Source organism: Alginatibacterium sediminis, from assembly GCF_003610775.1.
Taxonomy (GTDB): Bacteria; Pseudomonadota; Gammaproteobacteria; order Enterobacterales; family Celerinatantimonadaceae; genus Alginatibacterium; species Alginatibacterium sediminis.
In genome coordinates this window covers 180,567-203,105 of the sequence record NZ_RAQO01000007.1, presented here as the reverse complement: position 1 = coordinate 203,105, position 22,539 = coordinate 180,567, and the positions used below count along the sequence as shown (strand labels likewise).

Genomic DNA, 22,539 nt, shown 5'->3' with positions numbered 1-22,539 from the left:
TGGGCTTGAACCAGTGACCCTCGCCTTGTAAGGGCGATGCTCTCCCAACTGAGCTAAGCGACCATCTCTTGTGGGGGCGTATTATAGGTAGGTTTCATTTGCTGTCAACGGCAAAATGAAGCAAATAAATCGTTTGCACGGATTTTGTGCGATATATGGGGTTTTTCACCACACTCGTTGAATTATTAAGCAAGATACAGGGTCGGAATAGTTACGTTTATCACTTTCCAGCGCCCTTACTTTCATAGACTAGATTTGTGGATTCGCGCACCGATTATGCTAGTATTCGCGAATTATCGCTCCTTGTCTTTAAAGAGAATCTACTATGACCGTTCGTACTCGCGTTGCCCCTTCACCAACCGGTGACCCACATGTTGGAACAGCCTATATTGCGTTGTTCAATTATGCGTTTGCAAAAAAGCATGGTGGTGAATTTATTTTACGAGTTGAAGACACGGACCAAGCGCGCAGTTCAAAAGAGTCAGAGATGGCTATTTATGAAAGTCTAAGTTGGCTCGGCCTGCAGTGGGATGAAGGTCCAGATTGCGGGGGAGAATACGGTCCATATCGTCAAAGTGAACGCAGTGATATCTACTCGCAATATGCGCAACAACTTATTGACCAAGGCCACGCCTTTTATTGCTTTGCGACAAGTGAAGAGCTTGATGAAATGCGCAAGCAACAAATGGCTGCTGGTGAACAGCCTAAGTATGATGGTCGAGGCCTTAAACACAGCGCTGAGGAAATACAACAGCGTTTAGCTGCTGGCGACCCATATGTAATTCGAATGAAAATCCCTGAAGAAGGTAGCTTTAGCTTCGAAGATTATTTGCGTGGACAAGTAGAAATTCCTTGGGCGCAAGTAGATATGCAAGTGCTTATGAAAGCTGATGGCTTGCCAACATACTTTCTTGCGAATGTTGTCGATGACCACCTAATGGGAATCACACACGTGTTTCGTGGCGAGGAATGGTTAAATTCTGCCCCCAAATTGTTAAAACTATACCAAGATTTAGGATGGGAGGCGCCTGTATTAGGGCATATGCCACTGCTTCGTAATCCGGATAAATCAAAACTTAGCAAGCGTAAAAATCCAACTAGTGTGAATTACTATCGCAAAATGGGTTTTTTACCCGAAGCACTATTGAACTATTTGGGCCGCATGGGTTGGTCAATGCCTGATGAACGCGAGAAATTCTCACTGGCTGACATGATTGAGAACTTCGACATGAAACGTGTGTCACTCGGTGGTCCAGTGTTTGATGTTGAAAAGCTAAAATGGCTCAATGGCCTATGGATGCGAGAAGAGCTAAGTGACGAGCAACTTGCACAGCGCATTATTGACTGGGCTTACAATCGTGAAACCCTGATGAAGATATTGCCTCAGGCGAAAAGTCGTTTAGAGGTGTTTTCCGATCTAGCACCACTTGCAGGTCATTTTGTGTCTGGTATTCCAGAGTACGATCCTTCTGAGTTAAGTAACGGTAAAGTAGAAGAAGAAAAAGTACGCGTGTTACTACAATTCATGATTTGGCAATTAGAAGGTTTAAGTGACTGGAACAAAGACAATATATTTGCCATCGCTAAACACATATCTGAGCACCTAGAACTAAAAATTCGCGATGCCCTTGAGCCTATTTTTGTTGCGATTACGGGGAAAAAATCGTCAATATCAGTTGTAGATGCGATGGAGATTCTTGGTTCTGACATGACTAGAGCCAGATTAAGAGTTGCCCTAGCTCATATAGGCGTTAGTAAAAAACAAGCCAAATCGCTAGATAAAGCTTACCGAACCTTCGGCTAGTTTATTAAGCGCTAAGACCATCAATAGCAGTTAAAGCGTTGCTGTTATTGATGTTCGCGCTACAAAAAGATTGCATTCTATTGCCAATAGAATTTTGCACAAAAGTACCTTTGCTAACGGTTTAACGTAATACCGGTCGTATTTCCAACAATTCAACTTACAGCTTGACGCAAAATAATCTGCTTATATGACCCTGCAAGGCTTTCAACCGCGGCTTAAGTCGTTGGTATCTCTAATGTCGCATGCTATATTGGCCGACATTATTTTTTGGTTTACGCAAGTCGACTGCGATTAAACCGCTGCTTAAGATTTATCCTAGGAAATATTTTTGATGAACATGACGTCAGCTCAGATCCGTGACGCTTTTTTGAACTATTTTGAGTCAAAACAGCATCAAATTGTCGCTAGTAGTTCACTAGTCCCTCAAGATGACCCCACACTGCTATTTACCAATGCGGGTATGAATCAGTTTAAAGATACGTTTTTAGGTCTTGAGCCTCGTTCATATAGTCGCGCAACGTCGTCTCAGCGTTGTGTTCGAGCGGGTGGTAAACATAACGACTTAGACAATGTTGGATATACGGCGCGTCACCATACTTTTTTTGAAATGCTTGGTAATTTTAGTTTTGGCGATTACTTCAAACAAGACGCTATTGATTATGCTTGGGATTTTTTAACGCGTGTTCTTGGTTTGCCAAAGGAAAAGCTTCTGGTTACCGTTTATGAAAGTGATGACGAGGCATTCGATTTTTGGGTTAATCGTATCGGGGTACCTGCAGAGCGTGTAATTCGTATTGGTGATAAAAGTAGTGACAAGCCATTTGAGTCAGATAACTTTTGGCAGATGGGTGATACCGGCCCCTGTGGTCCATGCACCGAGATTTTCTATGATCATGGCGAACATATTTGGGGTGGTCCTCCCGGAACTCCAGAAGAAGACGGCGATCGATTCATAGAAATCTGGAACGTGGTTTTCATGCAATTTAATCGTCAAAGCGATGGCAGCATGAACCCATTACCTAATCCTTCCGTAGATACGGGCATGGGATTAGAGCGAATTGCCGCGATTATGCAGGGCGTGCACTCCAACTATGAAATCGATATTTTCCAACATTTGATTGCCGGAGCCGCCAAGTTAGTAGGCACTGAAGATTTAGAGCAAAAGAGTCTACGCGTAATTGCTGACCATATCCGCTCGTGTGGGTTTCTGATCGCTGATGGTGTGATGCCTTCAAATGAAGGTCGTGGCTATGTGTTACGCCGCATCATCAGACGTGCAGTTCGCCACGGGCACAAGTTAGGCGCACAAGACGTATTCTTTTATAAACTTTTAGGCACACTCATTGAACAAATGGGCGAGGCTTATCCAGAGTTATCATCACAGCGTCCGGTGATAGAAAAAGTGCTACGTCTTGAAGAAGAGCAGTTCATGAAGACCTTGGAGCGAGGCCTTCAGATATTAGACGAAGAGCTGGAAGGGCTTGATTCTAAGACGATTCCAGGGAGTATTGTATTTAAGCTGTATGATACTTATGGATTCCCAGCGGATCTTACGGCTGATATTGCTCGCGAACGCGACTTTGATATTGACCAACATGGCTTTGACGCCGCTATGGCTGAGCAAAAAGCTCGAGCCAAAAAGGCAAGTAATTTTGGTACTGACTATAATGACAATCTTGTTATTGAAGGTGAGACTAAGTTCCTGGGTTATGACAGCTTAGATAGTTCAGGTACGGTAGCGGCCATTTATGTTGATGGCGAACCTTGTGACAGTATTGTGGCTGGCAATGAAGCCTTGGTGGTTTTAGACCAAAGCCCATTTTATGCCGAGTCCGGTGGCCAAGCAGGTGACAGCGGTGAAATTGAATTCGCTGAAGGGCGTTTTATCGTTAAAGACACCACTAAAGTTGGAAAAGCCTACGCGCACATGGGCTATGTCGAAGCCGGTGCAATGCAAATTGGCGATAGTGTTAAAGCGCGGGTTGATTCAAGACAGCGCTGGAATACAGCATTAAACCATAGTGTTACTCACTTACTGCACGCGGCTTTGCGCGAAACGCTAGGTGAACACGTGACGCAAAAAGGCTCCTTAGTTGAGGCTAATCGCTTACGCTTCGACTTCTCTCATTTGGAAGGCCTGTCGTTCAAAACCGTGCACCAAATAGAGCACCTGGTTAATCAACAAATTCGTCGTAACAACCTTATTGAAACGCAAGTTATGGATTTGGATAGCGCTAAGTCGGCCGGTGCAATGGCTTTGTTTGGCGAAAAGTATGACGATGATGTGCGTGTTGTTCGTATGGGTGATTTTTCGACTGAGCTTTGCGGTGGCACTCATGCTGGACGCACTGGCGACATCGGTTTCTTCAAAATCACCAATGAAAGTGGCGTTGCTGCTGGAGTGCGCCGTATTGAGGCTGTCACCGGGCAAACTGCTATCGATTTAATCCACCGCGTTGGTACTGAACTTAATGATTCGGCGCAGTTAGTCAAAGGCGACCAATTTTCTTTAAAAGAAAAACTTGCGCAAATTATTGACCGTGGTCGTTGGATGGAAAAAGAAATAGACCGTTTGAAGCAAGAACTTGCTTCGCATGCCGGGAATCAACTGCTTGATAATATCCAAACTATCAATGGCGTTAAGGTTCTGATCGCAGCGATGGATGAAGTTGAAGTCAAAACATTGCGCGGCACATTGGATGACTTAAAAGTTCAAATTGAGTCTGGTGTGGTGTTACTGGCGACGGTTAATGGCGACAAAGTTAATTTGATAGCCGGTGTGACTAAAGACCTTGTATCCAAAGTAAAAGCAGGCGATATAGTTAACCAAGCCGCGCCATATATTGATGGTAGAGGCGGAGGTCGTCCGGATATGGCGCAAGCGGGTGGCACAAAACCTGAAGGTGTTGTTGAAGCTTTGCATGCAGTTAAGCAATGGTTGTCATCGCAACTGAGCGACTAATACTAATTTTTTGAAGGAACGAACGTGGCATTAATTGTCCAGAAATACGGCGGAACTTCGGTCGGTAGCATTGAGCGTATCGAAGCCGTAGCCGAGCGAGTAATAAAGCATCGTCAACAGGGCGATGAAGTAGTGGTAGTACTATCAGCAATGTCGGGTGAAACTAACCGGCTGTTGGGCCTAGCCAAAGCGCTTGATCCCAATGCTAGCGAAGCTGAGAAAGATGTACTGGTGTCGACCGGCGAACAAGTTACGATTGCATTATTAAGCATAGCCTTGCAAAAGCGAGGATGTGACGCCATATCAATGACTGGTGATCAAGTTCGTATGCATACGGATGATTCGCACGGCAAGGCTCGAATAACCGATATTGATAGTCAGCATATGCAAAGCCACTTAAATGACGGCAAAGTTGTGGTGGTGGCTGGTTTTCAGGGCCGAAGTGAGAACAATCGTATAACAACACTTGGACGTGGGGGTTCAGATACAACTGCAGTTGCGATAGCCGCCGCATTAAAAGCCGATGAGTGCCAAATATATACCGATGTCGATGGTGTTTATACGACCGACCCACGCGTTGAGCCAAAAGCAAAACGTTTAGCAAGTATCACTTTTGAAGAGATGCTTGAAATGGCCAGCCTAGGGGCTAAAGTTTTACAAATCCGAGCAGTAGAGTTTGCCGGAAAATACAATGTACCGTTGCGCGTATTATCAAGCTTTGAAGACGGCGAGGGTACGCTAATTAGTTATGAGGGAAACAAGATGGAATCGCCAGTTATCTCCGGTATTGCTTTTTCAAGAGATGAAGCAAGTTTGACCGTATTAGGGGTTCCTGATAAGCCCGCTGTGGCGGCGCAAATATTGGCGCCCATTGGTGAAGCGAACATTGATGTTGATATGATTATCCAAAATTCAATGGGTGATGGTACTGCAGACTTTACTTTCACTGTGAAAAGAGAAGATTTTTCCCGCGCAAATCGCTTGTTGGAACAAATAGCTGATAATTTAGGTGCGCGTGAGGTGCAAGGTAAGCAAGAATTAGCTAAAGTATCAATAGTTGGGGTTGGGATGATGAATCATCCAGGCGTTGCTAAGACTATGTTTGAAACCTTTGGAACAGAAGGTATCAATATGCAGTTGATTTCAACCTCAGAAATTAAAGTATCGGTAATTATCGATGAGAAGTATTTAGAGCTAAGTGTGCGTGCGTTACACGCCGCATTTGGGCTTGAACAATAGCGCGAAAGGAATTACGCATTGTGAAGGTTCATTCATTGCGCTAATTAAAAACAATAGGTCCCCTAGGGGGATCTACCTATAGTCTAAAATTATAATTATTGATTAAATAGACTCATATATTTTCTAAAAGGATTAAGGAGCAACAACATGCTTATTTTGACTCGCCGAGTTGGCGAAACGCTTATGATCGGTGATGAAGTCACGGTTACAGTTTTGGGTGTAAAGGGTAACCAAGTACGCATCGGCGTAAACGCCCCTAAAGAGGTCTCTGTTCACCGCGAAGAGATTTACCTACGTATCCAAGCCGAAAAGGGTGCACCCGCGCAAGCATAGTGCTCTGGAGCTCGTACATATTAAAAAGCAGGCTTCGGCCTGCTTTTTTTCTTTAGGAACAACTATGTAAGAAGTGCCTTATGATTCAGCATCAGGCTTTCGAAAGGCATAGCGGACTAATACTATAGCTAAGCTCAACATAACGCCGAGCAGTGTTGCCAAGACTACAATTAATGCGCGTTTTGGTTTTATATGAGTGCTCGCTTGTAAAGGTTCTTTAGTCAAGTGAATCAGTTCAAAGCTAGGACTTTGCAATAGAGATATTTTGTAGATCTGTTGTGCGTATCGTTCAGCTAAAACCTTTTGGATAGCTTGACTGCTTTGTTTATTTATAGTGGTTTCTAGAGAAGGGACAGTACTTTGAAGTTGGGACTCCTTTAGAGCTGTGAAAATTTGATTGATATTATCGGTGTAAGCTTTAACCTCTTTATATACGTCGTTAGCACTTGTTCCTTGTTTTGATACCAAAATCTTCCTATTTCTTGAGTCTAAGCTAAAATTTAAAGATAGGTTTTGCTCAGTTTGATGTTCTACAATCGAAATCACTTTGTTTGAAGTAATACCGAGGTAAACTTCATTTACACTTTCGTGAAAGTCTCTGCCAAGACCAAAAGGGTCAATAGCGATAACTAACTCAGATTTTGACTCATAGATATTGGGTGATTTCAGTGCGAATATCGCCCCCCCAATAGCAAACAAGACACTAAAAGCCATAATAAACCACTTTTGCTTCCAAATAGCTAAAAATAACTCGCGTAGGTCAATCTCATCATCTTGAGAAGGTGTCATTAATCGGTAGTCAATCGGTGGATTATTTGAGGTTTGAATTTCTTTACTCACGTATTAGTTCCAATCTAAGTACAAGTATCTATAAAAGAATGCTTAGCTTAGCATATGAAGAGTATTAGCTGATCTAGAATAATTGTATACGTGACAATTTTACACTGAATTATTACTAACCCTGTAACTATTTCATTGGGTTCACATCTTGATCAAAAACGAAGTGTTCAATTAGAAACTGCTCGTCCTTAATATTTAGGTCGAAACGAAGGGCGGCGGCATAAACTGTTTTTTTGTCATGTGCATGCTGGTGGCTCAGCCAATGCACTGCTTTTGCCAGCGGAGAACCATTGATCAGAAGTCCATAGTCTTGCATTTGGATACCCTCTGAATCGGGATTATGATTTCATTATAGTTGAGCAATACTTGCTACAACGCGATCTTGCTCAAAAATTGATACATTTGCGTTTAGCTCGCAGTAATCAAGTCGAGTAATGCGAAACTTAATTTGAAAGTTGAAAACTGTTTTGCCGGGTTTTTAGCTGGTTTTGTGCTATTTATTAGACGAATCGCTGGAGTATTGACCGAACGCGATGAAAGTGTAAAAAAAACTTTGACAGAATTTTTTTAGACGGTAATATCTGCATCCGAAATCAGCGGTGAGGTGGCCGAGTGGCCGAAGGCGCTCCCCTGCTAAGGGAGTATAGGGTTTGTAGCCCTATCGAGGGTTCGAATCCCTCCCTCACCGCCATCGATTTCGAAGTGTATAAGTGAAGCGCGTGTAGCTCAGCTGGATAGAGTACCTGGCTACGAACCAGGCGGTCGGAGGTTCGAATCCTNNNGCTGGATAGAGTACCTGGCTACGAACCAGGCGGTCGGAGGTTCGAATCCTTCCACGCGCGCCATCTCTTCATTTCTAGTTTCTTGTTCACTAATTACCAATATAAAATCCAATTGTTTTCTCGTATTTAGTATTAATGTCAGTTTTCAGGGGCTACATTTACAAGATTTTAACAACTTGTCTAATTCTGCAATTAAATGCGTTATTTAACGCAACAAATCTTTTGTAGACTGCGGTATGACTTAGATCAACAGACTCTCAATTTACAGTTTTCTCAGTAAAAGCTGTGACCAATAGCGCCTTTCTATGGATTATCATTTGTTAGTATTTGTGGGCTTAGGACTCAAAAATGTCTTAAGTTCATAAAACTGTGCGCTTAGTGCATATATATTCAACAACTACGTTTGATTTTTCACAATCAGCGTGTAATTCTAGCGTCCAAGATTAGTTATGGAATAGACTGATGACAGATATTGCACCGCAACTTATGCAAGCGGCTAGTATGATGGCGATTGGGATGATTGCTGTATTTTTCTTTTTGACTCTCTTAGTAGCAGCGACCCAGCAGCTGGCTAAGCTTGCTCCCCCAATTGATGACAGCATTCCAAGCCAAACTTCAAATCCAAATAGTACAAGCCAACATTCAAAATTAGACCCGAAATTAGTCGCGGTGATTAGCTCTGCCGTTCAACAGTATCGAAACAATCATAAAGTATAAGGACTTCTTCTTATGACAAAGCCTCTAGCTCTCACCGATGTGGTTTTACGTGACGCCCATCAATCGCTTCTTGCAACGCGACTGCGTCTAGAAGATATGCTTCCTATTGCAGAGAAACTTGACCAAATTGGTTATTGGTCTCTCGAAACATGGGGAGGCGCTACTTTTGATGCATGTATCCGGTATCTAGGTGAAGATCCATGGGAGCGTTTACGTGCACTTAAAAAAGCGATGCCCAATACGCGCCAGCAAATGTTACTGCGTGGACAAAACCTTTTAGGCTATCGTCATTATGCTGATGATGTCGTAGAAAAATTCGTAGAACGCGCTGTTACTAACGGAATGGATGTGTTTCGTATTTTTGATGCGATGAACGATCCGCGTAACTTCCAGACCGCCGTAAAAGCAGCCGTTGCATGTGGTGCTCATGCTCAAGGGACTATCTCGTATACAACTAGTCCTATTCATACGATTGAAAACTGGGTTGATCTTGCCAAGCAGCTTGAAGATTTAGGTTGTCACTCTATATGCATTAAAGATATGGCTGGATTGCTCAAGCCTTATGAAGCTGAAACACTTGTTAAACGCCTTAAAGCTGAGACTGACGTGGAGCTAGCGCTGCATTGCCATGCAACAACCGGACTTAGTTTGCCGACCCACCTTAAAGCGATTGAAGCCGGTATCGATATTCTAGATACCTCAATTTCAAGCATGAGCTGTACTTATGGTCACTCGCCTACTGAGACCGTCGTTGCGATGCTAGAAGGGCAAGAACGTGAAACCGGTCTTGATTTACTTAAGCTAGAAGAGATTGCAGCGTATTTCAGAGAAGTGCGGAAAAAATATGCCAAATTTGAAGGAAGCCTAAAAGGCATCGATTCTCGAATTTTGATTGCTCAAGTTCCAGGTGGCATGCTCACCAATATGGAAGGTCAACTTAAAGAGCAAGGAGCAGCTGACAAAATAGATGAAGTGCTTGAGGAAATCCCTCGCGTACGCAAAGATTTAGGTTACATCCCTCTCGTTACCCCGACTTCTCAAATTGTCGGTACCCAAGCGGTTATTAACGTGCTGCAAGGCGAGCGCTATAAGACTGTTACTAAAGAAACTACAGGCATTCTGGCCGGACGCTATGGTAAAGCTCCAGGCGAACTTAACAGTGAACTTCAAAAACGCGTACTTGGTGACGAAACTCCAATTACTTGTCGACCAGCAGATCTCATCGACGATGAAATGGAATCATTGAATACCGAGATCCAAAAGCTGGCCAAAGAGAATAGCTTTAAACTGGCTGACGACATCATTGACGACGCACTCACTTATGCATTGTTCCCGCAGATTGGACTGAAGTTTTTGGAAAATCGCGGTAACAAGGATGCCTTTGAACCTGCACCGACACTTGAATCGGCAATAGCTGAAGCTGCACCAGCAAAAGCAGCGGTGCAAGCCGGAGCGGTTGAGCAGTACTCAGTACGAGTTGACGGTCAGTTGTATGATGTTGAAGTCGGTCCGCAAGGCAGTATCGATGGCATTGCTGCTGTCGCTAGCAGTAGTGCTCCAGTCGTTGCGGCAGCACCAGCAGGGGCAGGAGAGGATATTCCGTCGCCACTAGCCGGTAACGTATTTAAAGTAATGGTTAAAGAGGGACAAAGCGTTACCGAGGGTGATGTGCTTATCATTCTCGAAGCGATGAAAATGGAAACTGAAATCCGCTCGACTAAGTCAGGCCAAATTACTACGGTTGTGGTAAAAGAAGGCGATTCAGTTAAAGTGGGCGAAGCCCTTGTTAGCATCGCTTAAGGAATAATTGTGATTGATGGACTATTAAAACTCTGGTCTGACACTGGCTTGGCAAATTTTGAGCCAAGCCAGCTCGTCATGATTGTGGTAGGGCTATTACTGCTCTATTTAGCGATTGTCAAAAAGTTTGAGCCCTTGTTGCTACTCCCTATTGGATTTGGTGCGGTGCTTGCCAATATTCCAAATGCAGGTTTTAGTGAGCCAGGCGGTATCTTGTATTACATCTACCATGTCGGAATTGAAACCGGGGTATTCCCCTTGTTGATTTTCATGGGTGTAGGTGCAATGACAGACTTTGGTGCACTGATTGCCAATCCTAAGATGCTTTGGTTGGGTGCTGCTGCTCAGTTTGGTATTTTTGCCACCCTGTTGGGCGCGATTTTCTTAAACCTTATTCCGGGTTTCGACTTTACTTTGGCTGATGCCTCAGCGATTGCAATCATTGGGGGAGCGGATGGGCCAACAGCTATCTTCCTTGCTTCTCGCTTAGCACCTGATTTACTTGGAGCGATTGCTGTCGCGGCGTATTCATATATGGCCTTGGTTCCTATTATTCAGCCACCAATTATGAAAGCGCTGACGACGCCCGAAGAGCGTCAGATCCAAATGGAACAGCTTCGCCCAGTAAGTATGCGTGAGAAGATTGTTTTCCCACTGGCTGTGCTTGGCTTAACGATTCTATTCCTACCCGCTGCAACACCTTTGGTTGGGATGTTTTGCTTTGGCAACTTAATGAGAGAGTCGGGCGTTGTTGATCGTTTAAGTAAAACTGCACAAAATGAATTGATTAATATCGTTACCATCTTTTTAGGATTAGGCGTTGGTTCCAAGCTTTCAGCAGACAAATTTCTAACGGTTGAGACGCTGGGGATTTTAGCTTTAGGTGCGGTTGCGTTTGCAATTGGTACTGCCTCAGGTGTATTGATGGCAAAAGCGATGAGCCGGATGTCAGGTGGTAAAATTAACCCCTTGATTGGTGCTGCTGGTGTATCTGCGGTTCCTATGGCTGCCCGAGTCGTTAACAAAGTTGGTCTAGAAGCCAACCCTCATAACTTTTTGTTGATGCACGCTATGGGTCCTAACGTAGCGGGTGTGTTAGGTAGCGCAGTGGCTGCGGGTGTATTGTTGTCCATGGCTGGTTAAGCTTAAGTTTGTTTACAATAAAGCTAGCTCATTGAGCTAGCTTTTTTTTATCTTGTAATCCACAGCATCAGTGTAAAAAATACCACTAAAAAGCTACTCGCAGCGATAATCCAAATATATCCTTTTTTGGCTTTTTCACTTGAAATACCGAAATGCAAAATGAACAAGGTCCAAACTACGCTCAATAAAATTGGAAACAAAACGAATCGAAACATGGCGTATACCGGTAAGCGATTATAAAGTCTCAGTGTAGCAAGCTTTTTTAATCAATCTAAGTCTTATGCTTTTAGATTGTTCAAATTGGAATTAGTTAATTCTAATTTGAACAAACGCTTAGCTTGCCCTAGTATCAAAGCCCACGATTTTGCTGGAGAGTACAATGGAAACGCTGCAACAATTACAACTTACCGAGTTTGGCTCAACTGAGGTACTCACTTTGTCTTCGGTAACAGACTCACCGCTGGGGCCCAATCAAGTTCGAGTCCGCGGCGCTTACGCCTCGGTTAATCCCATCGACGTAAAAACTAGAGCTGGTTTAGGTTGGGCGGCGCAAGCCAATGCCGACAAATTGCCGTGGACCTTGGGCTATGATTATTCGGGACAAATTACCGAAATAGGCGATCAAGTTACTGATTTACAAATTGGCGATTATGTTTGCGGTTTGATAGGTTTTCCCTTAATAGCAGGGGCTTACTCTCAAAGTGTTATCAGCGATCAAGACGATTGGCATGTGGTATCTGGTAGTCATTTGATACAAGCTGCGGCTTTGCCTTTGGCTGGTCTAACCGCTTGGCAGGCGCTTTTTGAGCATACCAGCGTTACAGAAAACTCCAGAGTCTTGATTCTAGCTGCAGCTGGAGGAGTCGGCCATATTGCAGTACAAATAGCCAAGAATGCAGGTGCTTGGGTTGCCGGAACCAGTAGTGAAAGCAACCTAGATTTTATCCAAAGCTTGGGTTGTGATTTAGCCATTGATTACAAAAATACAGATGCTTGGAAGGAGCTTCAACCGGTTGATGTCCTTATCGATTTAGTAGGTGGGAATGCGGGTCTGGAAGCCTTAGCGTTTGTAAAGCCCGATGGCGTAGCCTTAACTGTGCCAACAATTAGCAAAGATGCCTTCATCGAAAAAGCAACAAGCCTTGGTTTAGACGCCACCGGCATGTTGATGCACGCAAGTCGTGAACAAATGCAGGCACTTTTGAGTCAGTTGAACCAAGAACAACTCAGTATTCATGTGAGTGCTAGCTATATGCTAAATCAAGGTGCATTGGCGCACCAGCAGCTAGAAACAGGTCACACACGGGGCAAAGTCTTGCTCGAATTGGCTTAAGTGTTATACCTATCTATATTTGTTAGTGCTTTTGTCTCCGCAACGCTACTTCCTGGCAGCTCCGAGCTGGTACTTGTGGCGTCATTATCTTCTTATCCGGAACGCTGGCTTGGGTTTTTATTAAGCGCAAGTCTTGGTAACACGCTCGGTGGCATGTTGAGTTTCGCGATGGGCTGGGGTCTTAAGAACTATGCTGGTTCCTGGATGCGATGGTTACCCAGCGAAAAAGAACAGCAAAAAGCTGCCCCCTGGTTGAGACGATTTGGTGTTTGGAGTTTATTGCTCAGCTGGACACCAATTATCGGCGACGGTTTATGCTTATTGGCTGGGGCGGCCAAGTTGCCGTGGTTACCGTGCTTATTGATTATGGCATTGGGAAAATTTATACGTTATGGCGCGATTATCGGTCTGACTTTTCATTGGTTTTAAAGAGGTAAGTATGCGTTCTTTTTTTAAGCATATTTTATGTGTAAGCGTTAGTGTTTCACTACTTGTGAGCTGTAGCAATACCAATTCTGTATTGCTGCCACAAGGGATAACTTTAGTTGAGCAGCAAGGTGCAATTAGTCATAACTCTGATCGCGTTGTGATTGAGTACCAAAAGTATCAATTAGATAATGGTCTAACTCTCATTTTGCAGCCCGATAGCTCTACGCCGTTAGTGCATGTTGATGTGACCTACCATGTTGGTTCAAATCGTGAAGACATAGGCAAATCAGGTTTCGCACATTTTTTTGAACATATGATGTTTCAGGGCTCAAAACACGTCGGCGATCAGCAACATTTTAAAATAGTGCAAGAAGCTGGTGGCAGCATGAATGGCAGTACCACCAAAGATCGCACCAATTACTATCAAACAGTTCCAGCAAATCAACTTGAGAAAGTACTTTGGCTAGAGTCAGACCGCATGGGATTTCTACTAGAAGCCGTTAGCCAAGAGAAATTTGAAATTCAACGCGAAACTGTTAAAAATGAACGAGCGCAACGGGTTGATAATGCGCCTTATGGATTGATTTCCGAGCGGGTCGGTGAAGCCTTATATCCAAGAGAGCACCCCTACTCATGGCAGCCAATTGGTTATATTGAAGACTTGAACCGGGTTCAAGTCCAAGACTTAAAAGATTTCTTTCTACGTTGGTACGGGCCGAATAATGCCGTGCTAACCATTGGTGGTGACTTTGACCCCGAGCAAACCCTAGCTTGGGTAAATACCTACTTTTCTGGAATTCCGAGCGGTCCAGATGTCAGCAATCCGACTCCAAACGTTCCTGTTTTGGATGAAAGCCGTTATATAAGCCTTGAAGACAAAATTGCAAGTCCAATGCTATATATGCAGTATCCAACGACGGTGATGGGTAGTGAGGACGAGATATATCTCGATATGTTCGCCGATATACTTGGCGGTGGTAAAAGCTCCATTTTGTACCAAAACTTGGTGAAGACGGGCTTGGCTAATAGCGCCGGAGCTTATCATCGTTGCGAGGAACTAAGCTGCAGCCTGGTTGTTTACGCAGATGCAAATCCAAGCGTGAACCCAAAACTTTCAGATATGTTAGAACTTGTTGACGCATCGATAGAGCAGTTTGCTCAGCGAGGAGTCAGCGAGGCTGATGTGCAACGAGTGAGTGAGTCGTTTCGCGCTGCAGCCATCTTTAATTTAGATAGTGTCAGCGGCAAAGTTGGTCTGCTAGCCTTGGGAGAGACCTTTAAGCAGGATCCTCAGTTTGTACTCAAACAGATTAGTAATTATCAAAAAGTTAGCAATCAAGATGTACAAAATGCTTATCAAACTTTTGTGCAAGATAAACCCCGAGTTTTGCTAAGTTTGGTACCCAAAGGTAAGTTGGAATGGCAAATACAAGAAAGCAATTATTCGCCGCAACCTAGAAACCTTCCGCCCTATCAATCAGTCGCAGAGGATGAATTGGTCTATCGTGAGGCCATTGATCCAACATCACTGGACCGCAGTATCATGCCAGCAGCTGGTGATCCGGTTTCGGTTAAGGTCCCTAGTTTTTGGAATGCCTCGCTTAATAATGGCTTAGCGATAATGGCAAGCTCTGAGCAGAGCAATCCAACTACCAGTATTGAAATTCAAATTCCTGGTGGCAGTTTGGCTGAAGATCCCGAGCACTACGGCCTCGCCCGACTCACAGCAAGCTTGTTAAATCAAAGCTCACAACTTCGCGGCGCGGAAACGATAGCGGACGAACTTGAAGCGCTTGGCAGTAACGTTGGATTTAGCTCAGGGCTTTATACCCAAACGATTGAGCTTGAATCACTCAGCGAGAACCTAGACAGAAGCATAGAAATTTTGGTTGAGCGTCTGCTTAAACCCGCATTTGATAGTCAGGAATTTGAAGTGCTGCGCTCTCGCCACCTTCAATCTATGCAACAAAAGCAGCAGCGGCCAAGTTGGTTGGCAAATATTAAGATTCAATCGCTTATCTATGGGGAGGACAGCCGTTTAGGAAGCTCTAGCGATGGCAGCTTTGAAAGCGTGAATAACATCGATACCTCATTGATTAAAGCGTATTGGGCCACAACATATCGCCCCTCAGGTGCAAACTTAGTTGCGGTCTCTAACCTAGATCAACAACAACTTATGTCAGCCTTGAAACCGCTTGAAGCTTGGATGGGTGAAGCTAAGCAAATGGAGAGATTTGAAGCAAACTATCCAAGCAAGGGAGGTAAGCTTTATCTCATCGACCGCCCAGGATCGGTTCAGTCAGTATTACGTATTTCGAGACCTGCTTTGCCTTATGACGCGACAGGGGAGCTATATTTAGCCTCACTGATGAATTTCAATTTTGGTGGTAACTTTAATAGTCGTATTAATCTAAACCTTCGAGAAGACAAGGGTTTTACTTACGGTGTGAGCAGTGGTTTTAGTGCGTTTCGAGATGCTGGCGCTTTTACTATAGACGCCGATATTAGAGGCGATGCAATTGCACAATCGATTCAAGAGTTACTCAACGAAATGCAGCGTTATAAAGATACAGGGCCAAGCCAAGAGGAAATGGACTATTTACGCAGTGCTATAAGTCAACAAGAAGCCTTGTCCTATGAATTACCGACGCAGAAAGTCGATTTTCTATTTCACATGTTGAATTATCAGCTTTCGCCCTCATTTGTAGAGGAGCAAAACCAAATTGTGCAAACGGTAACTGCGGAACAACTACAAGTTCTGGCTCAAAAGTACTTAAACCCTGATCAAATGCAGTTTGTAGTGGTTGGTGATAAACAGCAAATTATTGAAAGCCTAGCGCAGCTACCGCTGGAAATAATCGAAGTTCCATCTAATTGATAACACGCAACAGTTTTGGTTTAAACCAAGCTGTTGCAACATAAAGTGAGAATAGACTTGAAATCGTCTTATATGGAAGTCCTAAGTGCTAGCAACAAGCCATTGCTTGCTCAGAGTTTATCGTCTACCCAACGCGGTATTGAACGCGAAGCATTGCGGATTGAGCAAGATGGTAGTTTGGCTACCGATCCGCACCCACAGGCATTAGGCAAGGCGCTAACGCACCCGTATATCACGACTGATTTCTCAGAGAGTTTGTTGGAGTTTATAACACCGGTAACTCAAGGAATTGACCCCTTGATGGAAAAACTGGCTGATATTCATCGTTTCACGTTATCAAAATTGAACCAGCAAGCTCTATGGCCCTTAAGTATGCCATGTGTGGTGAGAGGTGATAACAATATTGTATTGGCCGACTATGGGCAGTCCAATATCGGGAAAATGAAGCATGTGTATCGTCGCGGTTTAAGCCAACGTTACGGAAGTATGATGCAAGTGATTTCTGGTGTGCACTACAATATTTCTTTCTCTCAAGAGTTTTGGAAATTGTACCAGCAACAACTCGGTGATAAGCAAGAATTACAAGACTTCATTTCGCAACAGTATATGGGGTTGATCCGAAACTTCTATCGTTATGGTTGGTTCATTGCCTATGCGTATGGTGCATCGCCAGCCTTATGCGGAAGCTTTGTCAAAGGCATGCAAACATCGCTCGATTTCCAGCCCTGTGGTAAGGGGAGCTTGTACTTACCCTTCGCAACATCGTTGCGTTTAAGCGACCTTGGCTACACCAGTGATCAACAACGTGAATTGGCAATCAACTACAACAGTGTTGAATGCTACGTTGATAGCGTGCGTAAAGCGGTGAAGCTGGAGTCAGAAGAGTTCTCCAAGCTTGGGGTTAAAGTTGGCGATGAATATCAGCAACTCAATAGCCATGTTTTGCAAATTGAAAACGAACTGTATGCTCCTATTCGAGCTAAACGCGTCGCCAAAGAAGATGAAACGCCATCTCAGGCATTAGCACGTGGTGGTATTGAATACATAGAAATCCGTGCTTTAGATGTAAATCCGTTTTCAAGCTTAGGTATAGAGGCCGAGCAGATCGAGGTGATTGACCAGTTCTTATTATGGTGTTTGATGACGCCATCACCTGAGCTGAGCCAAGATGAGCTGAATCTATGCCGAGAAAATTTTAATCATATTGCGGTTGAAGGTCGCGATCCGAAACTTGAAATTAGTATTCAAGGTGAAACGCATAAGGTTAGTCAGTGGTTAGAACGTATATTTAGTGAGTGTAAAACGATTTCTCAGCAACTTGAACTTACGCAAACTACGACAGCGTTGCAACATCTGCAAGACCAACTAGATAGTGACCAGAGCTTCTCCGCGCGACTACTGAAAGAACTATTAGATAAACAGCAAGATAACAGCAAGTTTGGCTTGGATCTTTCACGTTTGTATCGCGAACAATTGCGTACTGAAGCTTTAAGCATTTGGACACCAGAACAGTTTGAATTGGCACGTTTTCAAAGTGAAGAGGCCCAACTAGCCATCGAAAATCAAGATCAACTCGATTTTGATCACTTTTTAGAGCAGTATTTCGTAAACGCTGCTCAATACTAAGTCGTTTCGTGTTTCATTGATTACTAGGAAGTTGTGTGAAGTATAATTTATTGTCTCGGGCCCCGTTTAAGGCGATTTTTGCGTCGGCTTTAGTGTTAGTTCTCAGCGCATGTAGTTCATCGCCACCGGCTAGCCCAGAGAACTTGTGTGAGATTTTTAAAGAAAAACGCGATTGGCACAAATCAGCGCTTAAAATGAACAAAAAGTGGGGAACACCTGTTCATGTACCTATGGCAATGATGTATCAAGAGTCCAGCTTTAAACACAATGCCCGGCCGCCGATGGAGTATTTCTTGGGCGTTATTCCTACGGGAAGGGCAAGCAGCGCATATGGATATAGTCAGGCAAAAACCTTAACTTGGGGCGACTACGTTAAAGAAACCGGAAATCGTGGAGCATCACGTTCCAATTTTGATGACGCTATAGATTTTATGGGGTGGTTTACCGACAAAAGCCAAAAGATCAATGGCGTATCTAAGTGGGATGCACGCAATCAGTATCTAAATTACCATGAAGGTTGGGGTGGTTATAAACGTAAAACTTATAATTCCAAGGCCTGGTTAGTGAAGGTTGCCGGAACGGTCGACCAACGTTCTAAACGATATGCCGCTCAATACAATCAGTGTAAAGACGAATTAAATAGAGGCTGGTTTAGCCGCACTTTTTTCGGATAATTGCTTAGTTCATTGTCATCACACTAAAGACTCGGTCTTTCATCATCCGCTAAACTAGTATAATGATGAGTGTGATTGGGTATTAATACAATCTAAAACGAAGAGTAAACAAGATGCCATTACTAGATAGTTTCACCGTAGACCATACGCGTATGCACGCACCCGCTGTAAGGGTAGCTAAAACAATGAAAACACCAAATGCTGATGTCATTACGGTCTTTGATTTGCGCTATTGTATTCCAAACGAACAAATTTTATCAGAGAAAGGGATTCATACTCTTGAACATTTGTTCGCTGGATTTATGCGAAACCATCTTAATGGTGACAACGTAGAAATTATCGACATATCACCAATGGGTTGTCGTACAGGTTTCTATATGAGTTTAATCGGCGCGCCAAAAGAGCAAACTGTAGCCAATGCTTGGTTAGCAGCAATGCAAGATGTGCTTGGTGTTAGCAAACAATCTGATATTCCAGAGCTTAATGAGTATCAATGTGGGACTTATTCAATGCATTCACTTGATGAAGCGAAAGAAATTGCTCAAGAAGTGATATCAAGAGGGATAGAAGTAAATCAAAACAGTGAGTTAAAGCTTGCTGATGAAATCTTAAATGGTCTATAGATAGGTCTGTAAACAAAAGCTGCCAAATTTTTTTTGCAGCTTTTGATTAAAAAACATTCAGAACTTTGCGGGTAGTCTATAGTTTATTGACCTACCTCTTTTGGAGTTCTCTCATGCAAGTTTCTTCCCGCTTAGATCAACAAGCTCAACAATCGGCTCGCAATTCAACGCAAAGTGAATTAGTGAGTAGCGAAGCACCATATGCGACGATAAAAGAGCTTGCAGAAATTTATGGGATGCAGACGACGACTGTTCGACAGCGTTTAGCTAAGCACTGGCATTTAGAACAAGCATTAACGTCCCCAGTGAATGGTGCAGCGGAGTAGCACCTCGCCTGACTATCCATATCTACATCTTTAATGTTTAAAGAGCCTTTCAGCTGATAGCATGTGTGAATCACCTGCTTTAGCTTTGGCTTTCTTTGGTAATGTACCTGCTGCAAATTCTATCGCGTAAATCACTAGGCCATGTTGTTAGTCACCCATACCGAACCCAAATTGATTCAATAGATTTAATGGATTGCAATGACGAGCGGTGTATCATAGCTCAATAATGGCAATTCGCATTAATCGTCGTCATTAGCATTTACTCTATCGTTCGTTTGAATCATGAATGTGATTGGAATCATCTAGAAAATTTCACCTATAACAATGCATATGCAAGGAATTAAGCCGCATGTTTTCTTTTTTTGAGCGCCTAACACGCGCTTATCCTTTAGCTGAGCCCGAGCAACCTCCTCAGTCTCTTTTTGCATTTTGTCGTCACTACACTAAAGGTTATGGATTACCGCTGGTTATTATGTCAGCCCTGACTGCGCTACTGGCCGCAATGGAAGTTTCACTGTTTAGTTTCATGGGGCAATTGGTCGACTGGTTAAGTACCAAGTCACCCGAGACCTTTCTGTCTGAAGAGAGCGCAACGTTGTGGAAAATGGGTTTAATGCTCGTTGTTGGTTTGCCGCTGGTTAGTTTGCTTCACAGTCTACTTATCCACCAAACCTTGCTTGGCAACTACCCGATGTCAATTCGTTGGCAATCGCATCGCTATTTACTCAAACAAAGCGTAAATTTCTACAGTAACGATTTCGCTGGCCGTATAGCAACTAAGGTAATGCAAACCTCGCTTGCAGTGCGAGAAACCGTGATGAAACTTCTCGATGTTCTGATGTACATCGTGGTCTATTTCTTCTCGATGCTATTTGTTATTGCGCAAGCCGATATTCGTTTAGTGCTGCCAATGCTAGTGTGGTTAATTATCTATATCGGTATCCAGTTGTATTTTGTACCTCGTTTAAAAAACATAGCGAAATATCAAGCGGACGCTCGTTCTACCATGACAGGGAGAATCGTTGACAGCTATACCAATATTGCGACGGTCAAATTATTTTCCCATACCCAGCGCGAAGCTGATTACGCACAAGAGGGTATGGATGGCTTTTTAGACACTGTATATATTCAAATGCGCTTGGTAACGGCACTTAACTTTTGTGTTCAAAGTCTAAACTATTTATTGACCTTCTCGATTTCAGCATTAGCTATTTGGTTGTGGATTAATGGCAGTGTTTCAGTGGGAGCAATTGCTATTGCAGTGGCACTAGCCTTGAGACTCAATGGGATGGCGCAGTGGATTATGTGGGAAATCTCAGCGCTTTTCGAAAACATAGGCACGGTTGCTGATGGAGCTGCGACATTATCACGACCACAAGAAATTCAGGACAAAACAGATGCCAAAGAAATCCAGGTAGAGAAGGGTGAAATTCATTATCAGAATATCGGCTTCCACTATGGTGAAGACAGTGGTGTCATTGATAATCTCGACCTAAAGATAAAGGCTGGTGAGAAAGTTGGTCTAGTTGGACGCTCCGGGGCTGGAAAATCTACGCTCGTGAACTTACTTTTACGTTTTTACGATGTGGAGAGTGGGTCGATTCTTATCGATGGACAAGATCTGCGTGATGTAAAGCAAGATAGTTTACGTTCGAAGATCGGCATGGTAACTCAAGACACCTCGCTGTTGCATCGAAGTGTACGCGAGAACATTTTGTATGGTCGCCCGGACGCAAGCGAAGAGCAATTGCTGGAAGCTGCAAACTTAGCTGAGGCAAGTGAGTTTATAGAGGGTCTAACGGATCCAAGTGGCAATAAGGGCTTTGACGCACAAGTTGGGGAGCGTGGGGTTAAGCTCTCTGGTGGGCAACGCCAGCGCATCGCTATTAGTCGAGTACTGCTAAAAGACGCACCCATATTGGTGCTTGATGAGGCGACATCAGCATTGGATTCTGAAGTTGAAGCAGCGATTCAAACCAGTTTGAATAAACTCATGCAAGGTAAAACGGTGATTGCGATTGCGCATCGTTTATCGACAATTGCGGCGATGGATCGTTTGATCGTTTTGGATCAAGGCCATATTGTTGAAGACGGTAGTCATCAGGAGCTTATCGAAAAAGGTGGGATCTATGCGCAGCTATGGGCGCACCAAACCGGTGGATTCCTTGGCGAGTAATTAGTTTTTAGATATCGCAGCGCTTGTTTAATGTTGCAATTTCCCATGACCATGTTAATAAATGTGTTATATTTCATGGTCATGCCTAATGCTTATATCTCATTTTTGCATGCTGACGGGCAATCTGCTAGAAATTACGCGCTAGATGTGGAAAGCTGTCATTTGATAAATATATTTACAAACATAAATGGAAGCAAGTATGCCCTTGAGTGAAGCGCATTCATCTAATACTGGAGCAATTCGTCGTCGAAACCAAAGCCTGATTTTGAAAGCGGCTGCTGAAGAATTTGTTAAATCTGGTTATAAAGGTACATCACTACAAGTAATTGCTCAGCGTGCGGAATTACCCAAAGCTAATATTCTGTACTATTTTAAGTCTAAAGAGGGACTATACAGGGCACTCATTTCTGACATCGTCGAACTGTGGAATAACGCCTTTGAAGGCATTACAGCCGATGATGAGCCAAGCCAAGCCATAGAGATATATATCCGCTCTAAATTGCACTATAGCCGCACACACCCTTTGCATTCACGCTTGTTTGCAATGGAGTTCATCCAAGGTGCTCCCAATTTAGACGAAAGTTTGCGGGCTCCTATTCGAGAGTGGGCGTTATCCCGCTCAGCAGTCTTGCAAACCTGGATAGATCAAGGCTTGATTCAAGCGCGTTCTCCCATGGATGTATTGTTTGCCATTTGGTCCACAACCCAATTTTACGCCGATTTTGACGCTGAGATAAACTTCATTTATCAAAACCCCCTCAGTGATAGTCAGTTCGAACTTGCCGAGCAGAATTTAGTTGAATTATTGCTGCGGGGACTGGGTTTGCTAAAGTCTGAGCCATAGAAAATATAGC

18 protein-coding genes and 1 tRNA gene are annotated in these 22,539 nt (G+C 43.7%); 17 read left to right on the top strand and 2 right to left on the bottom strand.

What is annotated here, in order from left to right:
• Window positions 1–325: 325 nt before the first annotated feature.
• The 4 genes from gltX to csrA all read left to right on the top strand — a co-directional run bounded on the left by gltX (window position 326) and on the right by csrA (window position 6,338).
• Window positions 326–1,804 (top strand): glutamate--tRNA ligase, encoded by a 1,479-nt coding sequence (gene gltX, locus DBZ36_RS13930; RefSeq protein WP_120355555.1) that lies wholly within the window; start codon window positions 326–328, stop codon window positions 1,802–1,804.
• A 331-nt stretch (window positions 1,805–2,135) separates the two neighbouring features.
• The gene (gene alaS / locus DBZ36_RS13925) at window positions 2,136–4,766 is read left to right on the top strand and encodes an alanine--tRNA ligase (protein ID WP_120355554.1); all 2,631 of its coding nucleotides are present in this window, start codon (window positions 2,136–2,138) and stop codon (window positions 4,764–4,766) included.
• Between the two features lie 24 nt (window positions 4,767–4,790).
• Entirely contained in the window at window positions 4,791–6,005 is a 1,215-nt protein-coding gene (locus DBZ36_RS13920; protein WP_120355553.1) for an aspartate kinase, read from the top strand.
• A gap of 147 nt (window positions 6,006–6,152) precedes the next feature.
• Window positions 6,153–6,338, top strand: coding sequence for a carbon storage regulator CsrA (gene csrA / locus DBZ36_RS13915; RefSeq protein WP_120355552.1), 186 nt, complete (start codon window positions 6,153–6,155; stop codon window positions 6,336–6,338).
• Window positions 6,339–6,416: 78 nt separating this feature from the next.
• On the opposite strand, the gene DBZ36_RS13910 is transcribed toward csrA, so the two are convergent.
• Window positions 6,417–7,178 (bottom strand): Wzz/FepE/Etk N-terminal domain-containing protein, encoded by a 762-nt coding sequence (locus tag DBZ36_RS13910; RefSeq protein ID WP_120355551.1) that lies wholly within the window; start codon window positions 7,176–7,178, stop codon window positions 6,417–6,419.
• 127 nt (window positions 7,179–7,305) lie between these two features.
• Window positions 7,306–7,494, bottom strand: coding sequence for a hypothetical protein (locus DBZ36_RS13905; protein ID WP_120355550.1), 189 nt, complete (start codon window positions 7,492–7,494; stop codon window positions 7,306–7,308).
• A gap of 282 nt (window positions 7,495–7,776) precedes the next feature.
• On the opposite strand from DBZ36_RS13905, the gene DBZ36_RS13900 reads away from it, so the two are divergent.
• From DBZ36_RS13900 to DBZ36_RS13840, 13 genes are all read left to right on the top strand, one after another.
• Window positions 7,777–7,869: transfer RNA gene (locus DBZ36_RS13900), tRNA-Ser, on the top strand.
• Between the two features lie 553 nt (window positions 7,870–8,422).
• A complete protein-coding gene (locus DBZ36_RS13895; RefSeq protein WP_120355549.1) occupies window positions 8,423–8,677 on the top strand; it encodes an OadG family protein in 255 nt (84 codons plus the stop codon).
• Window positions 8,678–8,689: 12 nt separating this feature from the next.
• Window positions 8,690–10,477, top strand: coding sequence for a sodium-extruding oxaloacetate decarboxylase subunit alpha (oadA, locus tag DBZ36_RS13890; protein ID WP_120355548.1), 1,788 nt, complete (start codon window positions 8,690–8,692; stop codon window positions 10,475–10,477).
• A 12-nt stretch (window positions 10,478–10,489) separates the two neighbouring features.
• Complete coding sequence (locus DBZ36_RS13885; protein WP_120355575.1) at window positions 10,490–11,620, top strand: sodium ion-translocating decarboxylase subunit beta; 1,131 nt, start codon at window positions 10,490–10,492, stop codon at window positions 11,618–11,620.
• Window positions 11,621–11,999: 379 nt separating this feature from the next.
• A complete protein-coding gene (locus DBZ36_RS13880; RefSeq protein WP_120355547.1) occupies window positions 12,000–12,953 on the top strand; it encodes an NADP-dependent oxidoreductase in 954 nt (317 codons plus the stop codon).
• Complete coding sequence (locus DBZ36_RS13875; protein WP_233558144.1) at window positions 12,954–13,382, top strand: YqaA family protein; 429 nt, start codon at window positions 12,954–12,956, stop codon at window positions 13,380–13,382.
• 10 nt (window positions 13,383–13,392) lie between these two features.
• Window positions 13,393–16,260: a M16 family metallopeptidase gene (locus DBZ36_RS13870; RefSeq protein ID WP_120355546.1), complete on the top strand. Its 2,868-nt coding sequence runs from the start codon at window positions 13,393–13,395 to the stop codon at window positions 16,258–16,260.
• A gap of 57 nt (window positions 16,261–16,317) precedes the next feature.
• On the top strand, window positions 16,318–17,886 hold the full coding sequence (gene gshA / locus DBZ36_RS13865; RefSeq protein ID WP_233558143.1) for a glutamate--cysteine ligase: 1,569 nt from the start codon (window positions 16,318–16,320) through the stop codon (window positions 17,884–17,886).
• A 35-nt stretch (window positions 17,887–17,921) separates the two neighbouring features.
• Window positions 17,922–18,560: a transglycosylase SLT domain-containing protein gene (locus DBZ36_RS13860; protein ID WP_233558142.1), complete on the top strand. Its 639-nt coding sequence runs from the start codon at window positions 17,922–17,924 to the stop codon at window positions 18,558–18,560.
• Between the two features lie 113 nt (window positions 18,561–18,673).
• The gene (gene luxS, locus DBZ36_RS13855) at window positions 18,674–19,183 is read left to right on the top strand and encodes an S-ribosylhomocysteine lyase (protein ID WP_120355544.1); all 510 of its coding nucleotides are present in this window, start codon (window positions 18,674–18,676) and stop codon (window positions 19,181–19,183) included.
• Window positions 19,184–19,296: 113 nt separating this feature from the next.
• Window positions 19,297–19,509, top strand: coding sequence for a hypothetical protein (locus tag DBZ36_RS13850; protein ID WP_120355543.1), 213 nt, complete (start codon window positions 19,297–19,299; stop codon window positions 19,507–19,509).
• Window positions 19,510–19,858: 349 nt separating this feature from the next.
• A complete protein-coding gene (locus DBZ36_RS13845) occupies window positions 19,859–21,685 on the top strand; it encodes an ABC transporter ATP-binding protein (protein ID WP_120355542.1) in 1,827 nt (608 codons plus the stop codon).
• Window positions 21,686–21,884: 199 nt separating this feature from the next.
• On the top strand, window positions 21,885–22,529 hold the full coding sequence (locus DBZ36_RS13840; protein ID WP_120355541.1) for a TetR family transcriptional regulator C-terminal domain-containing protein: 645 nt from the start codon (window positions 21,885–21,887) through the stop codon (window positions 22,527–22,529).
• The last annotated feature ends 10 nt before the right edge of the window (window positions 22,530–22,539 follow it).